This is a genomic window from Burkholderia sp. WSM2232, assembly GCF_000472545.1.
GTDB lineage: Bacteria > Pseudomonadota > Gammaproteobacteria > Burkholderiales > Burkholderiaceae > Paraburkholderia.
This window is the reverse complement of the sequence record NZ_AWZV01000024.1, coordinates 12,323-33,639: the sequence shown is the minus strand read 5'-3', so window position 1 is coordinate 33,639 and position 21,317 is coordinate 12,323. Positions and strand designations below refer to the sequence as shown.

20 protein-coding genes are annotated in these 21,317 nt (G+C 64.6%); 12 read left to right on the top strand and 8 right to left on the bottom strand.

Features of this window, described 5'->3' with window-relative positions; translation table 11 throughout:
• Positions 1-4 precede the first annotated feature (4 nt).
• The 6 genes from araG (at position 5) to pyrF (ending at position 6,770) form a co-directional block, all read left to right on the top strand.
• Positions 5-1,537, top strand: coding sequence for an L-arabinose ABC transporter ATP-binding protein AraG (araG, locus tag F757_RS0121430; RefSeq protein WP_027213187.1), 1,533 nt, complete (start codon positions 5-7; stop codon positions 1,535-1,537).
• 52 nt (positions 1,538-1,589) lie between these two features.
• Positions 1,590-2,606 (top strand): L-arabinose ABC transporter permease AraH, encoded by a 1,017-nt coding sequence (araH, locus tag F757_RS0121425; protein WP_027213186.1) that lies wholly within the window; start codon positions 1,590-1,592, stop codon positions 2,604-2,606.
• A gap of 52 nt (positions 2,607-2,658) precedes the next feature.
• A complete protein-coding gene (locus F757_RS0121420) occupies positions 2,659-3,459 on the top strand; it encodes an SDR family NAD(P)-dependent oxidoreductase (RefSeq protein ID WP_027213185.1) in 801 nt (266 codons plus the stop codon).
• A complete protein-coding gene (locus F757_RS0121415; protein ID WP_198021426.1) occupies positions 3,456-4,376 on the top strand; it encodes an SMP-30/gluconolactonase/LRE family protein in 921 nt (306 codons plus the stop codon). Before F757_RS0121420 ends, F757_RS0121415 begins: the two co-directional genes overlap by 4 nt.
• A 269-nt stretch (positions 4,377-4,645) precedes the next feature.
• Positions 4,646-5,725, top strand: coding sequence for an aldose 1-epimerase (locus F757_RS0121410; RefSeq protein ID WP_027213183.1), 1,080 nt, complete (start codon positions 4,646-4,648; stop codon positions 5,723-5,725).
• Between the two features lie 229 nt (positions 5,726-5,954).
• Positions 5,955-6,770, top strand: a complete 816-nt coding sequence (gene pyrF / locus F757_RS0121405) for an orotidine-5'-phosphate decarboxylase (RefSeq protein WP_027213182.1) — start codon at positions 5,955-5,957, stop codon at positions 6,768-6,770.
• A gap of 272 nt (positions 6,771-7,042) precedes the next feature.
• Here the strand turns inward: pyrF and F757_RS0121400 are convergent, their stop codons facing one another.
• The 4 genes from F757_RS0121400 to thiL are packed head-to-tail and all read right to left on the bottom strand — an operon-like array spanning position 7,043 to position 9,700.
• Positions 7,043-7,603, bottom strand: coding sequence for a cupin domain-containing protein (locus F757_RS0121400; RefSeq protein ID WP_027213181.1), 561 nt, complete (start codon positions 7,601-7,603; stop codon positions 7,043-7,045).
• Positions 7,604-7,625: 22 nt separating this feature from the next.
• Positions 7,626-8,126: a CinA family protein gene (locus tag F757_RS0121395; RefSeq protein WP_013340505.1), complete on the bottom strand. Its 501-nt coding sequence runs from the start codon at positions 8,124-8,126 to the stop codon at positions 7,626-7,628.
• A gap of 28 nt (positions 8,127-8,154) precedes the next feature.
• A complete protein-coding gene (locus tag F757_RS0121390; RefSeq protein WP_027213180.1) occupies positions 8,155-8,712 on the bottom strand; it encodes a phosphatidylglycerophosphatase A family protein in 558 nt (185 codons plus the stop codon).
• Positions 8,702-9,700, bottom strand: coding sequence for a thiamine-phosphate kinase (gene thiL / locus F757_RS0121385; RefSeq protein WP_027213179.1), 999 nt, complete (start codon positions 9,698-9,700; stop codon positions 8,702-8,704). The genes F757_RS0121390 and thiL overlap by 11 nt, the downstream gene beginning before the upstream one ends.
• Positions 9,701-9,796: 96 nt before the next feature.
• On the opposite strand from thiL, the gene F757_RS0121380 reads away from it, so the two are divergent.
• From F757_RS0121380 to F757_RS0121370, 3 genes are all read left to right on the top strand, one after another.
• Positions 9,797-12,136 (top strand): NADP-dependent malic enzyme, encoded by a 2,340-nt coding sequence (locus tag F757_RS0121380; RefSeq protein ID WP_027213178.1) that lies wholly within the window; start codon positions 9,797-9,799, stop codon positions 12,134-12,136.
• Between the two features lie 541 nt (positions 12,137-12,677).
• Positions 12,678-13,094 (top strand): ribonuclease, encoded by a 417-nt coding sequence (locus tag F757_RS0121375; RefSeq protein WP_027213177.1) that lies wholly within the window; start codon positions 12,678-12,680, stop codon positions 13,092-13,094.
• Positions 13,095-13,101: 7 nt separating this feature from the next.
• On the top strand, positions 13,102-13,671 hold the full coding sequence (locus F757_RS0121370) for a barstar family protein (RefSeq protein WP_025602254.1): 570 nt from the start codon (positions 13,102-13,104) through the stop codon (positions 13,669-13,671).
• Positions 13,672-13,860: 189 nt separating this feature from the next.
• Here F757_RS0121370 and F757_RS0121365 read toward each other — a convergent pair whose 3' ends face one another.
• From F757_RS0121365 to speE, 3 genes are all read right to left on the bottom strand, one after another.
• On the bottom strand, positions 13,861-14,601 hold the full coding sequence (locus tag F757_RS0121365; protein ID WP_027213176.1) for a 16S rRNA (uracil(1498)-N(3))-methyltransferase: 741 nt from the start codon (positions 14,599-14,601) through the stop codon (positions 13,861-13,863).
• A 19-nt stretch (positions 14,602-14,620) separates the two neighbouring features.
• Positions 14,621-15,034: a VOC family protein gene (locus F757_RS0121360; RefSeq protein ID WP_027213175.1), complete on the bottom strand. Its 414-nt coding sequence runs from the start codon at positions 15,032-15,034 to the stop codon at positions 14,621-14,623.
• Positions 15,035-15,145: 111 nt separating this feature from the next.
• Entirely contained in the window at positions 15,146-16,027 is an 882-nt protein-coding gene (gene speE, locus F757_RS0121355; RefSeq protein WP_027213174.1) for a polyamine aminopropyltransferase, read from the bottom strand.
• A 317-nt stretch (positions 16,028-16,344) separates the two neighbouring features.
• On the opposite strand from speE, the gene tkt reads away from it, so the two are divergent.
• Together tkt and gap are read left to right on the top strand one after the other, a co-directional pair.
• A complete protein-coding gene (tkt, locus tag F757_RS0121350) occupies positions 16,345-18,366 on the top strand; it encodes a transketolase (RefSeq protein ID WP_027213173.1) in 2,022 nt (673 codons plus the stop codon).
• A 108-nt stretch (positions 18,367-18,474) separates the two neighbouring features.
• Positions 18,475-19,485, top strand: coding sequence for a type I glyceraldehyde-3-phosphate dehydrogenase (gene gap / locus F757_RS0121345; protein ID WP_013589619.1), 1,011 nt, complete (start codon positions 18,475-18,477; stop codon positions 19,483-19,485).
• Positions 19,486-19,730: 245 nt separating this feature from the next.
• On the opposite strand, the gene fur is transcribed toward gap, so the two are convergent.
• Complete coding sequence (gene fur, locus F757_RS0121340; protein ID WP_012434340.1) at positions 19,731-20,159, bottom strand: ferric iron uptake transcriptional regulator; 429 nt, start codon at positions 20,157-20,159, stop codon at positions 19,731-19,733.
• Positions 20,160-20,317: 158 nt separating this feature from the next.
• On the opposite strand from fur, the gene F757_RS0121335 reads away from it, so the two are divergent.
• On the top strand, positions 20,318-21,151 hold the full coding sequence (locus tag F757_RS0121335; RefSeq protein WP_027213172.1) for an outer membrane protein assembly factor BamE: 834 nt from the start codon (positions 20,318-20,320) through the stop codon (positions 21,149-21,151).
• Positions 21,152-21,317: the final 166 nt, after the last annotated feature.

Below are 21,317 nucleotides of genomic sequence, written 5' to 3'. Positions count from 1 at the left end.
CGAAGTGTCAGCGACGCTACGTTTTGACAATATCGGCAAGGTCTTTCCAGGCGTGCGCGCACTCGACGGTGTGTCCTTCGACGTCAACGTCGGCCAGGTACACGGCCTGATGGGCGAAAACGGCGCAGGGAAGTCGACCCTGCTGAAGATACTCGGCGGTGAATATCAGCCCGACTCGGGCCGCGTGATGATCGACGGAAAAGAGGTGCGCTTCACGAGCGCCGCTTCGTCGATTGCGGCCGGCATTGCGGTGATTCACCAGGAACTGCAATACGTGCCCGACCTCACGGTCGCGGAAAACCTGCTGCTTGGCCAGTTGCCCAATTCGTTCGGCTGGGTCAACAAGCGCGACGCGAAGCGCTTCGTGCGCGAACGCCTCGAAGCAATGGGCGTGGCGCTCGATCCGGACGCGAAGCTGCGCAAGCTCTCCATCGCGCAACGGCAAATGGTCGAAATCTGCAAGGCGCTGCTGCGCAATGCGCGCGTCATCGCACTCGACGAACCGACGAGTTCGCTGTCGCACCGCGAGACGGAAGTGCTGTTCAAGCTGGTGCGCGATCTGCGCGCCGACAACCGCGCGATGATCTACATCTCGCATCGCATGGACGAAATCTACGAACTGTGCGACGCCTGCACGATCTTTCGCGACGGACGCAAGGTCGCCTCGCATGCGACGCTGCAAGGCGTGTCGCGCGACACCATCGTCAGCGAAATGGTGGGGCGCGAAATTTCGGACATCTACAATTACTCGCCGCGGCCGCTCGGTGAAGTGCGCTTCGCGGCGAAGGCCATTGAAGGCCACGCTTTGTCCCAGCCGGCCAGCTTCGAAGTGCGGCGCGGCGAGATTGTCGGCTTCTTCGGGCTGGTGGGCGCGGGCCGCAGCGAACTGATGCATCTGGTGTACGGCACCGAGCACAAGAAGGGCGGCGAACTGCTGCTCGACGGCAAGCCGATCCGCGTGAAGAGCGCGGGCGAAGCGATTCGCCACGGCATCGTGCTGTGTCCGGAAGACCGCAAGGAAGAAGGCATTGTCGCGATGGCGACCGTGTCGGAGAACATCAACATTAGTTGCCGCCGCCATTATCTGCGTGCGGGCATGTTCCTCGACCGCAAGAAAGAGGCGGAAACCGCGGACCGTTTCATCAAGCTGCTGAAGATCAAGACGCCGAGCCGCCGGCAGAAAATCCGCTTTCTGTCGGGCGGCAACCAGCAGAAAGCGATTCTGTCGCGCTGGCTCGCCGAGCCCGATCTGAAAGTGGTGATTCTCGACGAACCCACGCGCGGTATCGACGTCGGAGCGAAGCACGAAATCTACAACGTGATCTATCAGCTCGCCGAACGCGGCTGCGCGATCGTGATGATCTCGTCGGAACTGCCTGAAGTGCTGGGCGTGTCCGACCGCATCGTCGTGATGCGCCAGGGCCGCATTTCCGGCGAACTCGCGCGCAAGGACGCAACGGAACAAGCGGTCTTGAGCCTCGCGTTGCCGCAAAGCTCGACCGCACTGCCAGCAACTGCCGCTCAACAGGCGGCCTGAACATCATTGGACGCAAGTCCGGCAACCCGTGGGGAACGGGAGGAGTCTTCAAATGCAAGCTAGAGAAAACCTCGCGCAGCAGGCCGCCAAGAGTGCCGCCGAAGCGCTGATTCCGCAGACGAGCGACAAGGCGAAGTGGTGGCAGCAGATCACCGAGTACAGCCTGATCCTGATTTTCGTGGTGATGTTCGTGACGATGTCGCTGAGCGTCGACCACTTCTTCTCGATCGAGAACATGCTCGGCCTCGCGCTGTCCATTTCGCAGATCGGCATGGTCGCGTGCACGATGATGTTCTGTCTCGCGTCGCGCGACTTCGATCTGTCGATCGGTTCCACCGTCGCGTTTGCGGGCGTGTTGTGCGCGATGGTGCTCAATGCGACCGACAACACCTTCATCGCAATTGTCGCCGCGGTGGCGGCGGGCGCGGTGATCGGCTTCGTCAACGGCGCGGTTATCGCGTATCTGCGCATCAACGCGCTGATCACCACGCTCGCGACAATGGAAATCGTGCGCGGCCTCGGCTTCATCGTGTCGCACGGTCAGGCCGTGGGCGTCTCGTCGGATACGTTCATTGCGCTCGGCGGCCTGAGCTTCTTTGGCGTGTCGCTGCCGATCTGGGTCACGCTGCTGTGCTTCATCGTGTTCGGCGTGATGCTCAACCAGACCGTGTATGGCCGCAATACGCTCGCTATCGGCGGCAATCCTGAAGCGTCGCGTCTTGCCGGTATCAACGTGGAGCGCACGCGCGTCTATATCTTCCTGATTCAGGGCGCCGTGACCGCGCTCGCCGGGGTGATTCTGGCCTCGCGTATCACGTCGGGTCAGCCGAATGCCGCGCAAGGCTTCGAGCTGAACGTGATCTCCGCGTGCGTGCTCGGCGGCGTGTCGCTGCTCGGCGGCCGCGCGACGATTTCCGGCGTGGTGATCGGCGTGCTGATCATGGGTACGGTCGAAAACGTCATGAACCTGATGAACATCGACGCGTTCTATCAGTACCTCGTGCGCGGCGCGATCCTGCTTGCCGCCGTGCTGCTCGACCAGTTGAAAAACCGCGGCTCGCGCGATTGACGTTCGCGATCATGCCTGCTCAACTCATCCCGCTCTAAAAAGGAATCGAACGATGTCGTCTCCGGCTAACGCAAACGAGCGCCTCGCGAACCACTCATTCGCGCGCTACCCGAGTCTTGTCGACCGCACGGTGCTGATCACGGGCGGCGCAACGGGTATCGGCGCATCGTTCGTCGAACACTTCGCGGCGCAAGGCGCACGTGTCGCCTTCTTCGATATCGACGCAACGGCAGGCGAAGCGCTTGCCGACCAACTCGGCGACTCGAAGCACAAGCCGCTTTTTCTGACCTGCGATCTCACGGACATCGACGCGCTGCAAAAAGCCATCGCCGACGTGAAAGCCGCGCTCGGCCCGATCCAGGTGCTCGTGAACAACGCAGCGAACGACAAGCGCCATACGATCGGCGAAGTCACGCGCGAGTCGTTCGACGCAGGTATCGCAGTGAACATCCGCCATCAGTTCTTCGCGGCGCAGGCGGTGATGGAGGACATGAAGGCGGCGCGCAGCGGCTCGATCATCAACCTCGGGTCGATCAGCTGGATGCTGAAAAACGGCGGCTATCCGGTGTACGTGATGTCGAAGTCCGCCGTGCAGGGTTTGACACGCGGCCTCGCACGCGACCTCGGTCCCTTCAACGTTCGCGTGAATACGCTCGTGCCCGGCTGGGTGATGACCGAGAAGCAGAAGCGCCTGTGGCTCGACGACGCGGGCCGCCGCGCGATCAAGGAAGGCCAGTGCATCGACGCTGAGCTTGAGCCCGCCGACCTCGCGCGCATGGCGCTCTTTCTCGCTGCCGACGACAGCCGCATGATCACCGCACAGGACATCGTCGTGGACGGAGGCTGGGCGTGAACGCGGGCGCGGAAGTGGGCGGCACGCCGCACGCGCCGCGCGCCGCGCTGCTGGTCGACAGCAAGTGCACGTTGGGCGAAGGGGCGACATGGTGTGTGCAGACGGGGCGCTTCTACTGGACCGATATTGAAGGCGCGCGTTTGTGGCGCTACGATCCGCGCGACGGCCGCAGTACTTCGTGGGCCATGCCGGAGCGGCTTGCCACCTTTGCGCTGTGCGCCGATCCGCATTTTCTGTTGCTCGGTCTGGCCTCGCATCTGGCGTTTTTCGATCTTGCGACGGGCGAGACGCGTCATATCGTCGATGTCGAGCCGGGTCTGAATACGCGCGTGAACGACGGTCGCTGCGACCGGCAGGGCCGTTTCGTGTTCGGCACGAAGGACGAAGGCTCGCCGTTGCAGGCGATCGGCGGGTTCTACCGGCTCAATCGCGACCTGACGCTCGAGCGTTTGCCGCTGCCCGCGCCAGCCATTTCCAACAGCATTGCCTTCAGCCCGGACGGCGCGACCATGTACTACTGCGATTCGCCGACGCGCGAGATCCGCGCCTGCGACTACCGGGCGGACGGCGGCATCGCCAATGACCGCCTCTTCACGCGTCTGACGGACGCGAGCGGCGAGCCCGACGGCTCGACGGTCGATCGCGACGGCGGCCTGTGGAACGCGCAGTGGGGCGGCGGCCGCGTCGTGCGCTATGGCGCCGACGGCGTCGAAACCGAGCGCGTCGAAGTGCCCACGGTGCAGCCGAGCTGCGTCGCGCTGGGCGGCGCGCAGTTGGGCACGCTCTACATTACGAGCGCGCGCGTCGGTCTCGACGCGACCGCGCTTGCCAGCGATTCGCGCGCTGGCGGCGTGTTCATCGCGACGCCGGCGCGGCGCGGTTTGCCCGAGCCGGTTTTTCTCGGCGCGCCGGCGTAGCGGAGTTGACGTCGCGCCGGTCGCGCCGGTCGCGACGGTGCAGCGGTACAGCGGTACAGCGGTACAGCGGCACTCGGCATAGAAGCCAGGCGGCAGCGGCACGTTGCGTGGATGTGCCGATGTCGCAACAGCAAACAGAAAGACCCGCAATCAAAGTCGGCGTCGAGTAACAACCCGAGTTCGGATCAGAGGCGACCGGTTCCAGGAAATCGCCCGACAGCAGCCACCAGCATGACGGCAACGTGCCAAGCCTCTCGAAGGAGCCACATATGAGTGTTGCGAATCCTGTTTCCGCCTTTTCTGCGAGCGCTCACACTTCACCAGGGACGCAAAGCCGGCGCTCGCGGCTCGCGGCCGCGGCCAATCCGGTACTGCCGGGGCCGAGCACGTCGGCGGTCGCGGTCGGCGAGAGCCCGGCCGGCGATGTGGCCTGCGTTACGCTCGCCAATGCACAGCTGCGCCTCGACGTCGCGCCGACGCTGGGCGGCGGCGTCACACGCTTCGATTGGCGTGACGACGGCGCGCTCACGCCGATTTTCCGGCGCTGCCGCCACGTCGCCGCCGATACGCAACCCAACGAGCTGGCCTGTTATCCGCTGCTGCCGTATTCGAACCGTATTGGCGGCGGCTACTTCAATTTTGCGGGGCGGCGCGTCGACGTGCCGCGCAACCGCGCCGACGAACCTTTACCCATTCACGGCGACGGCTGGCTGTGCGCGTGGCAGGTCGCGGACTCGGACCGCGAGTACGTGCGGCTCACGTGCGACCGGCAGGACGGCAAGCCGTACGCGTTCCGCGCGGCGCAGACGTATCGGCTCGACGGGCCCTCGCTTGTGATTACGCTCGAAATCGAGAACACGGGCCGCGACGCATTGCCTTTCGGGCTCGGCGTGCATCCGTTTCTGGTGCGCGACGCGGACACCGAGTTGTCCGCAGCGGCGGGCGGTCTGTGGCTCGCCGGCGACGACTGGCTGCCGGTGCGCCACGTGCAGGCACCGCCCGCGTGGCAGTTCGGCGTGGCGTATCCGTTGCCGGAAACCGTCGTCAACCATGCGTTCACCGGCTGGAGCGGGCAGGCGGCCGTGGTGTGGCCGAAGCGCCGACTGTCGCTCAACATTGCCGCCGACACCGATTATTACGTGCTGTACACGCCGCCGGGCGAGGAGTTCTTCTGCTTCGAGCCGGTCGATCATCCGATTAACGCGATGAACCTGGTGGGCGGTGCGTGCGACAACGGCATGACGCAGTTGGGGCGCGGCGAGCGACTCACGCGATCCTTCCGCTTCACGGTCGAGCGTACCGGCTTGCGCTCTATGCCGGGCGCGCGCGGCACGCGGCGCCGGCAGTGAGGTGTGCTGAGGGCATTGACGGGCGCTGAGGGTGCTGAGGGTGCTGGGGCGCGCTGAGGGTGCTGGCGTGCGCTGCGGCGCGCGGCCTGTGTACTCTGCTGATGTCCCCCGCGCGGTGACGCGGCGGTGCGCAAAGTGGCGTGCTTCAACCCACGGCCGCCCGACGGCCGGCTACGCCCACAGGTAAAATACGCGCCTCTTCCGATTACTGGCTCGCCGCGAGACTCACATGTCCAACTTCATCCAGACACTCAACGACGCCTGGCAGCGCACCAACTCGCTGTTGTGCGTCGGCCTCGATCCCGAGCCCACCAGGTTTCCCGGCGCGCTGGCTGGGCGCTCAGACGCGATCTTCGACTTCTGCCGCGAGATTGTCGACGCAACCGCGCCTTACGCGTCGTCGTTCAAGCCGCAAATCGCCTACTTCGCGGCGCATCGAGCGGAGGACCAGTTAGAGCAGTTGATCGCCCACATTCACGCGCATCATCCGGGTTTGCCGGTGATTCTCGACGCGAAGCGCGGCGACATCGGCAGCACGGCCGAGCAATACGCGCGCGAGGCGTTCGAGCGCTACCAGGCCGACGCGGTGACGGTGAATCCTTATATGGGTTTCGATTCGATCGAACCGTATCTGCAGCATGACGGCAAAGGCGTGATCGTGCTGTGCCGGACGTCGAATGCCGGCGGTTCCGACCTGCAGTTTCTGGAGACGGGCGGGCGGCCGCTCTATCAGGTCGTCGCGCAACTGGCAGCGCAGAAGTGGAACGCCAGCGGGCAACTGGGTCTGGTGGTGGGCGCGACGTTTCCGAAGGAAATCGAAGTGGTGCGCGGCATTGTGGGCGATATGCCGCTGCTGATTCCGGGCATCGGCGCGCAAGGCGGCGACGTGCAGGCGACCGTCAGCGCTGGCCGCACCGCGAGCGGCACCGGCATGCTGATCAACTCGTCGCGCGCCATCATCTACGCGGGCAAGGGCGAGGACTTCGCTCAGGCGGCGGCGAAGGCCGCGATGGAAACACGCGACCGCATTAACTCGTTTCGCTGATGAGGTGGAAGCGGGCGGCTGGTTGTCCCGCTTCGTTGCACCGGAGTACTGGCACCGGCCGTTAGCGCCGGCCTACACCACCGGCTAACACCCTCGGCTCGGATACCCGGCACAGACCACCGGCTCAGACCACCGGCTCAGACCACCGGCTCAGCACACCGGCACAGCACACCGGCACAGCACACCGGCTAAAACCACCGGCTAAAACCACCGGCTAAAACCACCGGCTAAAACCACCGGCTTAGCCTCCGCTCCACCCTCGGGCCGCCAGTTCAAACGGCCGCTGGCCCTAGCCGCTCAATCAGCGCAGCGTGCTGCGGGTGCTGCGTTTTCAGCATGTCCACATCCGCGAGTTCGAATTCGCTGAACTCGAACCCGGGCGCGACCGTGCAGCCTGCCAGCGCGTAACCCGCCGGGTCCGCGCATTCCGCCGCGAACCAAAGGCCGGCGGGCACCACTGCCTGGAACACCGCGTCACGGTCAAGCAGCGCATTACCCAGCCGATGCGTGACCAGTTTGCCGCTCGTGTCCAGCACGTGCACTTGCAGCGGCCCGCCCGCGTAAAAATGCCAGACCTCGTCTGACTGGATCCGGTGCCAGGCCGAATGCGCGCCGTCGCACAGCAAGTAATAGATAGCAGTGGACGCCGCGCGCGTCTGCGCCGGCGATATGGGCGCAGCAGGGGTTCCGGCCGCGCTCGTCGTTGCGGCCGCGTCCACCCGGCTCACAAGGTCCGCGGACCGGTACGTTTCGCTGAAAAACCCGCCTTCCGGGTGCGGCTTCAGATCGAAGCGGCGGATCAGCTCGTCGCGCGCTGCATGGGAATCCGTCATGCGTTGTCCTTCGGCGTAGCGGTCAATGTTCGCGCTCGTCGAGCAGCGCGAGCACACCGCGCAGCGCATGCGCCGCCGCCTGCACGCGAATCTGCTCGCGGTCGCCCTTGAAGATCTTCGTTTCCACCGACGTATGCAGCCGATTGCTCCACCCGAACGACACCATGCCGACCGGCTTGGTTTCGGTACCGCCGCCCGGGCCTGCCACGCCCGTGATCGACAGCGAGACCTGCGCGCGGCTGTTGCGCAGCGCGCCCTCGGCCATGGCGCGCGCCACCTGCTCGCTGACGGCGCCGAACTTGTCGATCATGTCCGCCGGCACGCCGATCATTTCGCTCTTCGCCTGATTCGAGTACGTGACGAAACCGCGCTCAAACCAGCCGCTGCTGCCGGAGATGTCGGTGATCGCGGTCGCGACCATGCCGCCCGTGCACGACTCGGCGGTGACAAGCATGAGGCGCTCGTCGCGCAGGCGGTTGCTCACGCGGATCGCAAGCTGGTGAACGACGGAATCGGTAGGCATGGCGTGAATCCGGAACGGGGCGCGGCGGTTAAACGGACATGCGCCAGAGCGCAATGACGAGCAACGTGAAGAATGCGGCGACAAGGTCGTCGAACATAATGCCAAAACCGCCTTTCAACCGCCGGTCGAAATAGCTGATGGGCGGCGGCTTCACCATGTCGAAGAAGCGGAACAGGATGAACGCCCACAGCTGGCCGGTCAGCGTGACCGGCGTGACTATCAGCAATACCAGCCAGAATGCGACGATTTCGTCCCAGACAACCGGCGACGGGTCGTCGATGCCGAGCTTTTTGGCCGTGAAGCCGCAAATTGCAATGCCGCCCACGAATCCCGCGCAAATCAGCACGCCCCATTCGATCACGGTCAGATAGCGGCTGAACACGACGAACGAGGCCCACCCGAACAGTGTGCCCATGGTGCCGGGCGCGACCGGCGACAAGCCGCTACCGAAGCCGAGCGACAAAATGTGCAGCGGATGCGACAGCATGAAGCGCGCGCTCGCGCGGCGCGGCTGCGGCCGTTGCGGCCGGGGAGGCTCGCCGCCGACGAGCTCGTCGGCGGGCCTGAGCGGGGGATCAGTCTGCATGAAAGTGGTCGAAGCCTTGCAACGTCAGGGTGAGCGGCGCGCCGGCCGCGTCGCGCCAGTCGATCGCCGGGCGGTCGGCCGCCGTTTGAAGAGCGCTTATTGTACCGATGCGGCTGAGCGGCACGTCCGCCTTGTGCCCGGCGTTTTCCACGGCCTCGCGCGCGGCGGGCGGCGCGGTGAAGCACAGTTCGTAGTCGTCGCCGCCCGCTAGCGCGCAGCGCCGCTGGGTGTCGAGCGGCAGCTTGCCCAGCGCGGGTGAGCGCGGTACCGCGTCGGCGTCGACGGTGGCGCGCACCTTCGAGCGCTCGAGAATGTGCTGCAGGTCGCCGGCGAGCCCGTCGGATATATCCAGTGCCGCGTGGGCCACGCCGCGCAGTGCGAGACCGAGCGCGATTCGCGGCTCCGGGCGTTCGAGCGCGCGGCGAAAGAAGGCCTTGTCGATGTCGTCCGCGCTCCATTCGCCGCGCCGGACCCCGAGCCCCGCGCGCGCGTCGCCCAGTGTGCCGGATACCCAGATGTCGTCGCCGGCACGCGCGGCGTCGCGGCGCAGCGCCGCCTGCGGCGGCACGCTGCCGAACACGGTAATGCACAGATTCAGCGGGCCGCCGGTCGTATCGCCGCCGATCAGCGCGCATGCGTGCCGTTGCGCGAGCGCGAAGAGCCCCTCGCTAAAGGCCGCCAGCCACGCCTCGTCGGCCTGGGGCAGCGAGAAAGCCAGCGTGAACGCCTGCGGTTGCGCGCCCATTGCGGCGAGGTCGGACAGGTTGACGGCGAGGGCCTTGTGCCCGAGCGCCTCTGGGTCGACATCGGCGAAGAAATGGCGGCCTTCCACCAGCATGTCCGTCGATATCGCCAGCATCTCGCCGGCGCGGGGCGCAAGGAGCGCGCAGTCGTCGCCGATGCCGAGCGAACCGTTCGCGGCGGTCTGCGGCTGCCCCGCCGCGCGGCGGGCAAAGAAACGTTCGATCAGCGAAAACTCTGAGAGCATTGTCGGGAAAAGTGCGGGTACAACAGCCTTTCGCTACGTTTCAGTCTCGGCAGTTGTACGCGTATTGAAGGAATTGGGCCGGCAATTGGGGCTACAATGCCGTCGAACGTCTATTCTAATCCGCACTTCGAAGCCCGCCTTATGTCGACTCCCGTCAATAGCAAACTCCGCGAAGCCGCCCTCGATTACCACGAGTTTCCCACTCCCGGGAAACTGGCGATCACCCCGACCAAGCAGATGATCAACCAGCGCGACCTCGCGCTGGCTTACTCGCCGGGCGTCGCGTTCGCGTGCGAGGAAATCGTCGAGAACCCGATGAACGCCGCGCGCTTCACGGCGCGCAGCAACCTGGTGGGCGTCGTCACCAACGGCACCGCGGTGCTGGGCCTCGGCAACATCGGGCCGCTCGCCTCCAAGCCGGTCATGGAAGGCAAGGCCGTGCTGTTCAAGAAGTTCGCCGGCATCGACGTGTTCGACATCGAGCTCAACGAGTCCGATCCGCACAAGCTCGTCGACGTGATCGCGGCGCTGGAGCCGACTTTCGGCGGCATCAACCTCGAGGACATCAAGGCGCCGGACTGCTTCATCGTCGAGCGCGAATGCCGCAAGCGCATGAAGATTCCCGTCTTCCACGACGACCAGCACGGCACGGCGATTGTCGTCGCGGCGGCCATCACCAACGGTCTGAAGGTGGTCGGCAAGGACATCAAGGAAGTCAAGCTCGTCGCCTCCGGCGCGGGTGCGGCTGCGTTGGCGTGTCTGGACCTGCTCGTGGATATCGGCCTGCCGCTCGAGAATATTCTCGTCACCGACCTGGCGGGCGTGGTGTACAAGGGCCGCGTCGAACTGATGGACCCGGACAAGGAGCGCTTTGCGCGTGAAACCGACGCCCGCACGCTCGCCGAGGCAATCGGCGGCGCGGACGTGTTCCTCGGCCTTTCGGCGGGCGGCGTGCTCAAGCAGGACATGGTCAAGCAGATGGCCGACAAGCCGCTGATCCTCGCACTCGCCAATCCGACGCCGGAAATCCTGCCGGAACTGGCGCTCGAAGTGCGTCCTGACGCGGTGCTCTGCACGGGCCGCACCGACTATCCGAACCAGGTGAACAACGTGCTGGTGTTCCCGTTCCTGTTCCGCGGCGCGCTGGACGCGGGCGCGACCACGGTTACACGGGAAATGGAAATTGCGGCGGTCAACGCGATTGCGGAACTGGCGCGCCAGGAGCAAAGCGACATCGTCGCGACGGCGTACGGTATTCAGGACCTGTCGTTTGGACCGGAATATCTGATTCCCAAGCCATTCGATCCGCGTCTGATCGTCAAGGTCGCGCCGGCCGTGGCGAAGGCAGCGATGGATTCCGGCGTCGCCGAGCGTCCGATCGAGGACATGGAAGCGTACGAGCAGCACCTGCAGCAGTTCGTGTATCACAGCGGCACGACGATGAAACCGATCTTCCAGCTCGCGCGCGGCGTCGAGCCGGAGAAAAAGCGCATTGTGTTCGCGGAAGGCGAGGAAGAGCGCGTGCTGCGCGCGATGCAGATCATCGTGGACGAGAAGCTGGCGAAGCCCATCCTGATCGGCCGCCCGGCGGTGATCGAGCAACGCATTGCGCGCTACGGGCTGCGGCTCGTAGCGGGTCAGGACTACACGGTAGTCAATACCGACCACGACGAGCGCTACCGCGATTTCTGGCAGGAATACTACAAGATGATGTCCCGCAAGGGCATCACGCAGCAGATGGCGAAGCTGGAAATGCGCCGCCGCACCACGTTGATCGGCGCGATGCTGGTGAAAAAGGGCGAAGCGGACGGCATGATCTGCGGCATGGTGAGCACGACGCATCGCCATCTGCACTTCATCGATCAGGTGATCGGCAAGCGCGCAGGCTGCGCTGTCTACGCCGCGATGAACGCGCTGGTGTTGCCCAACCGGCAGATTTTCCTGGTGGATACGCACGTGAACGTGGACCCGACGCCCGAGCAACTGGCCGAGATCACGCTGATGGCCGCCGAGGAAGTGCGCCGTTTCGGCATCGAGCCAAAAGTCGCGCTGGTGTCGCACTCGAACTTCGGCTCGAGCCATGCGCCGACCGCGCAGAAAATGCGCGATACGCTGGCCATCCTGCGCGAACGCGCGCCCGAGTTGCAGGTGGACGGCGAAATGCACGGCGACGTCGCGCTCGACGCCAATCTGCGCCGCGAAATCCTGCCGGATTCGACGCTGGAAGGCGACGCAAACCTGCTGGTGCTGCCGAACATCGACGCAGCTAACATCTCGTACAACCTGCTGAAGACGGCGGCCGGCAACAACATTGCCATTGGGCCGATGCTGCTGGGCGCCGCTCAGCCGGTGCACGTGCTGACTGCGTCGGCGACAGTTCGCCGCATCGTCAATATGACGGCGCTGCTGGTGGCGGATGTGATCGCAGCGCGCTGATCGTCACACGGCGTTCGGCTGACTCTTGCCAGTTCCGGCTGGCTCCGTCAGCCGACGCGCCGGCGGGGTTTGTCGGCAATTCAGAGCGGCAAGCGCGTCGCCGCATTCAAGCTTCCGGCCACTACGCCGGCCTTGCCTCGCAAAAAAAGAAGGCGTGCCCGCAACAGGCACGCCTTAGGGCGAACAGGGGATAGCCGCCCCAAAACGGCAAACAATCGGCAAACCAACGGCAAACCAACGGCAAACCAACGGCAAACCAACGGCAAACAACCGACAAACCACAAGCTTCGTCGCAAATGCCAGCGCCGGGCTTCCCGGCGGGAGCGCGCGGCGGGCGGGGTATTTGCTTCGTTGAGCTTCATCTTAGCTCGACTGATTAAAAATTTCTGTCAAAAGTCGTCAAAGTCAGGCGGGCGGGGCTTCCACGCCGAGTCGGTCAAGTTCGCCGCCCTGGCGAACGTTGATTCCAGGGACCATTAGCGATACCCTTACGACTTTCATGGTCGTCAAACTGTTGATTTAACAGCCGGGAATCTTGTAAATGGCACGCAGGTGGCAGCGCATGAAGGGCGTGCTGATCGGTGCTATCGCACTGTGTGTTTCGTGCGGCTCCGTGCCCGACGCGCTCGCGCGCAACTCCACGGCACCCGCCGGCACGCAGGCTGAGGCAACAGGCACCGTCACGGTGGCGCAACTGCCCCGCGAGGCGGTCGATACATTGAACTTGATTGCCGCGGGCGGGCCTTACCCGTATGAAAAGGACGGCGTCGTATTCGGCAACCGCGAACGGTTGCTGCCGCCCAACCGGCGCGGCTACTACCACGAATACACCGTTCCCACGCCTCGCTCACGTAATCGCGGGGCGCGTCGCATCGTCTGCGGAGGTCCGCTGAAGCGAACCGACAATTGTTATTACTCGGACGACCACTACACCAGTTTTAATCGTATTGTTGAATGACATCGGGATGAACGGCATGAGCGACAACGTCTACGCGCACGACACCGGAGTCGCGACGGATCTTTTCGCGGCCGGCGAGGGCAACCTGTTTCAGCGCGTCATGCAAATGCGCGCGGGCGAGCAGGGCCGCGAGAACCGGAGCGAGCCTGATAGTGTGGTTTCATCGAACGAGGAGCCCATGAGCCTTTTCAGGACCGTACGACCGAACATCGTACAGTCGATCCGCGCGTTCCGCGTTCAGGACCTCGCGGACGAGGCGAACCACCTCGGGCAGCACTTCCTTTATGCGTATTGCGCGAACGCGCAGTCGAAGCAGGAAGTTCTGGAAACCATCGCCACCTCGTTCCTGTTTCCGAAACATTTCGGCAAGAATTATGACGCCCTCTACGACTGCCTGACCGACCTGGTTCACAAGGCGGGCGCACAGCCGGGCTTCGTGATCGTGCTGGAGCAGTTGCCCGTCGCACAGAAATTCGACAAGGACGGGCGCGAGACGCTGCTGGACGTGTTCCGCGAAGCCGCCGAATTCTGGGCCGAGCGCAAGGTTGCGTTCCGCGTCTTTTATTCGTTTGCCTGAATGCTGCGCTGAGCGGATCCGCGGCTTGCAGATTGCGTTGCCGCCGGATTGCAGTCGCAACCGGATGGGCCCGCCACTTTACTGGCGGGCCTTTGTCTTTAATGGGCAATGATTGCGGCGCTGTCAGCGCCGCTCCTAGCGCGGCTATTTTGCTGGTTGCCTTGCGCGCAACCGGGCCGCTTCAGCCGCTTACCACCCGCCCCACATCGCCGCCAGCGCGGAGAGCACCGCGATGCCCGCGGTTTCGGTGCGCAGCACGCGCGGTCCGAGCCCAACGGCCTGGAAGCCATGATCCATCGCCGCCGCTTCTTCAGCGGCCGAAAAACCGCCTTCGGGACCGACCAGCACGGTAACGGGCCCTTTGGGCGCGGTCGTGGGCAGCGCCGAGAACTGAATGCTGGCGCGCGGCGACAGCAGAATGCGCAGTTCGTCGGCGGCGGGCACGCGCGGCATCGCGCCGAGCCATGTGGCGATTTCCCGCACTGGCATGACTTCCGGCAGACGGTTGCGCCCGCACTGTTCACACGACGCCCGCACGATACCTTCCCAATGCGTATGGCGGCGCAGCGCGCGCTCGCCGGCAAGCCGCACCACACTGCGCGTGGTCGTGAGCGGCACGAAGCTGGACGCACCGAGCTCCACGGCCTTTTCGATCAGCCAGTCCATCTTGTCGCCGCTCGCAATGCCCTGCGCGAGCGAGAGGCGGTACGGCGGTTCCACTTCGATGTCGCGGAACTCGCGAACCTTCACCGTGATCGCACGCCGCTCGATCGTGACGAGTTCGGCGCTGTATTCGCCCCCTTCTCCGTTGAAAAGCACGATAGAGTCGCCCACCTGCAGGCGCAGCACGAGAACGTGCCGGACGACGTCATCGGGGAGTTGCAGGACGCCGTCGGGCGAAAGGGGCGTACCGACGAAGAAGCGAGGCATCAGAAAAATACTCATTAGTTCACGAAAGGTGGCGAGCGAGCGCCCAACGGTAGCCGTCCAGATCTTCGACCTGGGCGAAGCGGTCGCCCCAGAACTGATCTTGTGGCTCGCTCAACGATTTGGCGCCGGCGGCGAGCGCGCGGGCGTAAACCGCGTCGACATCGTCGACGTAGACATAGAACGATTGCGGCGCAATGGCACCCGCGCTGCGCGGGGTTCTCGCGGTGGATCCGAACGCGCCTTCCGGCGCGAACATCACGATCAGCTGGCCCTGGTAGGTCATCTCGACATGCATGACGACGCCGTCGTCCTGCACGCTGTCCCGCAACTGAAAGCCGAACGCCGCCGTGTAAAACGCGGTCGCGGTACGCGCGTCACGCACCGTCAGATAGGGGGTCAACCAGGGCACACCGGCTGGGCGGGAGGCGGTCATGGGGTTCTCCTGATCTATGGGTTGTTGGACGCGTGCCGTGAAGCTGGCAGCGAGTCCCGTATCGACTATGAGATAGCGCCCACGGGCCAGGCCGTGCATTTTGCCCGTGCGTTAGCTTGTCGGCTTTAAGAATTGACTTAGTTTATCGCGCACCGACGCGGGAACCGCAAACAGGCCCGCATGGGTGGCCGGGCTGTAGTGCTTCAGTGCGTCGATCTGACGCGCGGCGAGGCGCTCGGCGACGCTATCAGCCGGCAGCGCGGCGGGGTCGAGCCTGTCGCTGGCCGTCGCCATCATCCATAACGAGCCATACAGGGGCACAAAGGTGTGCATTGTGCGCACGACGGCGAACTCGCCTTGCAAATCATCGAGCAGGCGCGCAATGCGCGCGGCATGGAAGTACGGTGAGCCGAGGTGGAGTGACAACGCGGCACCCGGACTCATCACGCGCTTGAGCTGGCGGTAGAAGGCGCTCGTGTACAAGCCGGCCGCCGGGGAGTCGGGCGGCGTGAGGTCGAACACGATCAGGTCGAATTGCGCGGAACGCGCGTCGGCGGCAGCGGCGACGTAATGCGCTGCGTCGCCGATCACCAGTTGGACGCGCGCGTCGTCGAAAGCGCCGCCGTGCACTTCGGGCATGTGCTCGCGCGTCAGGCGAACCACCTGTTCGTCGAGCTCCGCGACCACGATTCTTTCCATGCCGGCATGCGCGAGCAGTTGCCGGGCGGCGCCGCCGTCGCCGCCGCCCAACACCAGCGCGGTTTTGGGCGCCGGATGCGCAAGCGCCGCCGGATGCACCATGCACTCGTGATAGATGAACTCGTCGCCAGTGGAGGTCATCGGGCGGCCGTCGAGGGTGAAGAGGCGGCCGAGCTGGGGCGTGTCCCACACGTCGATGCGCTGATAGGGCGAGTCCACGCGCGCCACCAGCGAAGCGTGCGGAAATCCGTAGACAGCGTCGGAACTGGGGTGGAACAACAAGGGAGCGCTCAAGGGTCCTACCTGCACAAGGGTCTCGCCTGCATTAACGCACGTTGAGTTATGCCGACAATTGTAAGGGTTGGCGGCCTTCCAGCCCCCTGACTCAGGAAGTTCAGCAGGGCGGCGAACTGCCCGGGCGCGCGGCGCCATGCGGCCTCGCGCACAGGGGCCCGGGCTGCGTTCTGTTAGAATGACACGCTTTCAGCCTTGTCCGTTTGCTCTGCCCGTTTCGCGTCTTCCGGCGCCGCACCGTGCGCCGAAGCGGACTGGCCGCCGAGCTCCCGGGCCTCAAGCGCGCACCGCTTTTTGACTCTGTCTCCGGACTCGACATGACGACCCCGTCTCCCGCACCCACTTCATTGATGGCCAACGCGATCCGCGCGCTGTCCATGGACGCCGTTCAACAAGCGAACTCTGGCCACCCCGGCATGCCGATGGGCATGGCCGAGATCGGCGTGGCTTTGTGGTCGCGCCATCTGCGCCACAACCCGAAAAACCCGCAATGGGCGGACCGCGACCGCTTCGTGCTGTCGAACGGCCACGGTTCCATGCTGCTGTACTCGCTGCTGCACCTGACCGGCTACGACCTGCCGATCAGCGAGTTGAAGAATTTCCGCCAGATGCATTCCAAAACGCCGGGCCACCCCGAATACGGCATCACGCCGGGCGTCGAGACCACCACCGGCCCGCTCGGCCAGGGTCTGGCGAATGCGGTCGGCATGGCGCTCGCGGAGTCGCTGCTCGCCACCGAATTCAACAAGCCCGATGCGAAGATCGTCGATCACCACACATACGTGTTCGTCGGCGACGGCTGCCTGATGGAAGGCATTTCGCACGAAGCCTGCTCGCTCGCCGGCGTACTGAAGCTGAACAAGCTGATCGCGTTCTACGACGACAACGGCATCTCGATCGACGGCGAGGTGGTGCACTGGTTCCACGACGACACGCCGAAGCGCTTCGAGGCGTACGGCTGGAACGTGATTCCGGGCGTGAAGGGGCATGACGTCGACGCAGTGGATGCCGCCATCAAGCACGCGAAGCTGTCGGACAAGCCGACGCTGATCTGCTGCAAGACGGTGATCGGCGAAGGCGCGCCGACCAAGGCCGGCAGCCACGATTCGCACGGCGCGCCGCTGGGCGACAAGGAAATTGCGGCCACGCGCGAGGCGATCGGTTGGAAGTGGGAGCCGTTCGTGATTCCGCAGGAAGTCTATGCCGCGTGGGATGCGAAGGAAGCCGGCGCGCGCCTCGAATCCGACTGGGACAAGGCGTTTGCGGCATACGCGGCGAAATATCCGCAGGAAGCGGCTGAATTCAAGCGCCGCACTGCCAAGCAATTGCCGGCTGACTGGAAAGAAAAGGCGCAGGCGATTATCGCCGGCGCGAACGAACGCGCGGAAACGGTCGCTACGCGCAAGGCGTCGCAGCAGGCCATCGAGAGTTTGTCGGCAGTGCTGCCGGAACTGCTCGGCGGCTCGGCCGACCTGACCGGTTCGAACCTCACCAACTGGAAGGCTGCAAAGCCCGTGCGCGTGAACGGCGAAGGCCGCGCGGCGGGCAACTACGTCAACTACGGCGTGCGCGAGTTCGGCATGAGCGCCGCGATCAACGGCGTGGCGCTGCACGGCGGCTTCAAGGCGTTCGGCGGCACCTTCCTCACGTTCTCGGACTACAGCCGCAACGCGCTACGCGTCGCCGCGCTGATGAAAGCGCCGTCCATTTTCGTGTTCACACATGATTCGATCGGTCTCGGCGAAGACGGCCCGACGCACCAATCCATCGAACACGTCGCGAGCCTGCGCCTGATTCCGCATCTGCAAGTGTGGCGTCCGTCGGATACGGTCGAAACGGCGGTGGCCTGGACTCACGCGGTGGAGCACAACGGTCCGTCGTGCCTGATCTTCAGCCGTCAGAACCTGCCGTTCTCGGAGCGCACGGACGCGCAGATCGCCAACATCGCGAAGGGCGGTTATGTGCTGCGCGACTGGAACGACGAAATCGTCGCGCGCAAGATCATCCTGATCGCCACCGGTTCCGAAGTCGAACTGGCGCTGAAGGCGGTCGAGCCGCTCGCGCGCGAGGGCATTGCGGCACGCGTCGTCTCCATGCCGTCGACCACCGTGTTCGACCGGCAGGACGCCGAATACCGCGAACGCGTGCTGCCGCAGGGCGTGCGCCGCGTCGCGATCGAAGCGGGCGTGACGGATTTCTGGCGCAAGTACGTGGGTCTGGAAGGCGGCGTGGTCGGCATCGACACGTTTGGCGAATCGGCCCCGGCTGGCGTGCTGTTCAAGCATTTCGGCTTCACCGTCGAGCATGTGGTGGAGACGGCTAAAGCCGCACTCGGCTGACCCGGCGCAAAGCGTTGCCGCACGCGTGAGAGCACCCCATGAACGCGCGGCAACGCGGCCGGTCAGACGAAACATCGACGTATTTTTTCAGCCATCAGGAGATAGACCATGACGATTCGCGTCGCAATCAACGGCTACGGCCGGATCGGCCGCAACACGCTGCGCGCCTTCTATGAAAACGGCAAGAAGCACGATATCGAAATCGTCGCCATCAACGATCTCGGCGATGCCAAGACCAACGCCCACCTCACGCAATACGACACCGCGCACGGCAAATTCCCGGGCGAAGTGTCGGTGGACGGCGACTACCTGGTTGTCAACGGCGACAAAATCCGCGTGCTGGCCAACCGCAACCCGGCTGAACTGCCGTGGGGCGAGCTGAACGTCGACGTCGTGATGGAGTGCACGGGCTTTTTCACGACCAAGGAAAAGGCCAGCGCGCACATCAAGGGCGGTGCGAAGAAGGTCATCATCTCGGCGCCGGGTGGCAAGGACGTCGACGCGACCATCGTCTACGGCGTGAACCACAACGTGCTGAAGGCGTCGGACACGGTCATCTCGAACGCATCGTGCACGACGAACTGTCTCGCGCCGCTCGTCAAGCCGCTGAACGACAAGATCGGTCTCGTGAACGGCCTGATGACCACCATCCACGCGTACACGAACGACCAGGTTCTGACCGACGTGTATCACGAAGACCTGCGCCGCGCGCGCTCGGCCACGCACAGTCAGATCCCGACCAAGACCGGTGCTGCTTCGGCGGTCGGCCTCGTGCTGCCGGAACTGAACGGCAAGCTGGACGGCTATGCGATTCGCGTGCCGACCATCAACGTGTCCGTGGTCGATCTGTCGTTCATCGCCGCGCGCGACACGACGGTGGAAGAAGTCAACGCGATCATGAAGGAAGCGTCGCAAGGCGCGCTGAAGGGCATTCTCGGCTATAACGACGCGCCGCTGGTGTCCGTCGACTTCAACCACAACCCGGCTTCGTCGACGTTCGACGCGACCCTGACCAAAGTGTCGGGCCGCCTGGTGAAGGTGTCGAGCTGGTACGACAACGAGTGGGGTTTCTCGAACCGCATGCTGGATACGGCTGTGGCGCTCGCGAACGCGAAGTAAGCACGCCAGTGCTTTGGGCCGCCGGCTTGTATCCGGCGGTTCGTCAAGCGACAAAAGCCGCTCTCAGGAGCGGCTTTTTTTCGCCCGCGCAGCGCCGCGGTAAGCAAACGAAATGAGTCGGGCGTACGCTGATTCTTTAAGTGGACGACAAAAAAACGGCTCGGCCCGTTTCACCGGGCCGAGCCGCCTTCCAGCTCACTGTCGACCTGCGGACCGCGAACGGGCACGGTCCAGCCGCTACCGCGTCAATGCTTGCGATGCGGGCAGTTTTCCTTGGTGCAGGCGCCGTACAGCGCCAATGCGTGCTCCTGCAGCTTGAAGCCGCGTTCCTTCGCAATCGACTGCTGACGGCTCTCGATTTCGGAGTCGAAGAACTCTTCGACGAGCCCGCAGTCGAGACACACCAGATGGTCGTGATGCGACCCTTCGTTCAGTTCGAATACCGCCTTGCCCGATTCGAAATTGCTGCGCGACAGCAGGCCGGCCTGCTCGAACTGCGTCAGCACGCGATAAACGGTAGCAAGACCGATATCGAGCTCCTCGTGCAGGAGGTTGCGGTACACGTCTTCGGCCGTCAGGTGACGGACCGGGCTGTGCTGAAAAATCTCAAGGATTTTGAGGCGCGGAAGGGTCGCCTTGAGCCCGATATTCTTGAGATCGGTTGGATTGGTCATGACAAGGGATCCCTAGAGTACAATGCTGGGCTCTCATAGTAATGCGTTTTTGCCGTTCTGGTCATCTTCGATGGAATGAAACTCGCGCGGCTCGTCAGCGGGCCCGCACGGTGAGTGAAATGATTTCAAAATCTCAACTGATCTACCGGGGGAGCCGCATGCGGAGTACCTTGATCGCTGTTGCGGCTCTCGCGATCCTTGCAGGGTGTTCCACTTACGACAGCGTCACGCAGCGGATCGCTCAAAGCATCACGCCGTACCGCATTACCGTCGTGCAGGGCAACTTCGTTTCGAAAGAAGCGGCCTCGCAAATGCAGGTCGGCATGTCGCGCGCCCAGGTGCGTCAGTTGCTCGGCACGCCGCTTCTCGCCGACATGTTCCACGCGGACCGCTGGGACTACGTGTTCTATTTCAAGCGCGGCTCGACCAACGTGGTGCAGCAGCGCGACTTCATCGTGCTGTTCGCTGGCGACCGCGTCGCGAGCTGGAGCGGCGGCGAAGACCTGCCGTCGAATCTGGAACTGCTGGCCGAGATCGACGGCGACAAGCGTGGCAAGAAATCGGCTGCGCCGGTTGCGGCGAGCGCCGCGGGCGCGAGCGCGCCGGCCGCTGCCGCCGCGGCTCCGGTTACCGTGGACACGGCGCGTTCGCCGTCCGTGGAAGGGGCAGCCGCTGCCGCCGCGCCGTCCACCGACCCGAATGCGGAAGCCGCGCAAGCCGCCAATCGTGCGACGAATGCCGTGCAAACGCCGTCGCGCAATACGCCGTCTTCGGTGCGTTCCACGGCACCTACCGCGAATGCCGGCGGCGTGCCGCCGCAAGGCCCGACCTCCGGTGGCCAGCCGCAGTTCCAGTTCCACCGTCCGCCGCCGCCACCCTCGCCGTCGGCGCAAGACAATCCGGTGGGACCGGCGGGTTCGTCGCAAAGCGGCAGCAGCCCGACGTATAACGCGCCGCTCACCGCGCCGTCCACGCCGGGAACGAGCCAGTAATCCGGCTGTCCTTGTTGTATGACGGTGGCTGCGCATTCGCCCGCTGCGGCGTGGCTTCTGCGGAGCGCGGCACCGTCCGCTTCTGTGCTGGTCCAGTCATGCGCGGCGCGAGGGTGTGCTGCCCGCCGCCGCTTGTGCCCGCGCTTGCCGGGCTGTTCTTTCGAAC

Coding starts and splice junctions, on each gene's coding strand:
- F757_RS0121365 (WP_027213176.1), bottom strand. CDS start 14,601: ATGCCTCGCTTCTTCGTCGGTACGCCCCTTTCGCCCGACGGCGTCCTG.
- tkt (WP_027213173.1), top strand. CDS start 16,345: ATGACGACCCCGTCTCCCGCACCCACTTCATTGATGGCCAACGCGATC.
- gap (WP_013589619.1), top strand. CDS start 18,475: ATGACGATTCGCGTCGCAATCAACGGCTACGGCCGGATCGGCCGCAAC.
- araH (WP_027213186.1), top strand. CDS start 1,590: ATGCAAGCTAGAGAAAACCTCGCGCAGCAGGCCGCCAAGAGTGCCGCC.
- F757_RS0121390 (WP_027213180.1), bottom strand. CDS start 8,712: ATGCAGACTGATCCCCCGCTCAGGCCCGCCGACGAGCTCGTCGGCGGC.
- F757_RS0121410 (WP_027213183.1), top strand. CDS start 4,646: ATGAGTGTTGCGAATCCTGTTTCCGCCTTTTCTGCGAGCGCTCACACT.
- pyrF (WP_027213182.1), top strand. CDS start 5,955: ATGTCCAACTTCATCCAGACACTCAACGACGCCTGGCAGCGCACCAAC.
- F757_RS0121395 (WP_013340505.1), bottom strand. CDS start 8,126: ATGCCTACCGATTCCGTCGTTCACCAGCTTGCGATCCGCGTGAGCAAC.
- F757_RS0121360 (WP_027213175.1), bottom strand. CDS start 15,034: ATGACCGCCTCCCGCCCAGCCGGTGTGCCCTGGTTGACCCCCTATCTG.
- F757_RS0121375 (WP_027213177.1), top strand. CDS start 12,678: ATGGCACGCAGGTGGCAGCGCATGAAGGGCGTGCTGATCGGTGCTATC.
- thiL (WP_027213179.1), bottom strand. CDS start 9,700: ATGCTCTCAGAGTTTTCGCTGATCGAACGTTTCTTTGCCCGCCGCGCG.
- fur (WP_012434340.1), bottom strand. CDS start 20,159: ATGACCAATCCAACCGATCTCAAGAATATCGGGCTCAAGGCGACCCTT.
- F757_RS0121380 (WP_027213178.1), top strand. CDS start 9,797: ATGCCGTCGAACGTCTATTCTAATCCGCACTTCGAAGCCCGCCTTATG.
- F757_RS0121420 (WP_027213185.1), top strand. CDS start 2,659: ATGTCGTCTCCGGCTAACGCAAACGAGCGCCTCGCGAACCACTCATTC.
- F757_RS0121400 (WP_027213181.1), bottom strand. CDS start 7,603: ATGACGGATTCCCATGCAGCGCGCGACGAGCTGATCCGCCGCTTCGAT.
- F757_RS0121370 (WP_025602254.1), top strand. CDS start 13,102: ATGAACGGCATGAGCGACAACGTCTACGCGCACGACACCGGAGTCGCG.
- F757_RS0121335 (WP_027213172.1), top strand. CDS start 20,318: ATGCGGAGTACCTTGATCGCTGTTGCGGCTCTCGCGATCCTTGCAGGG.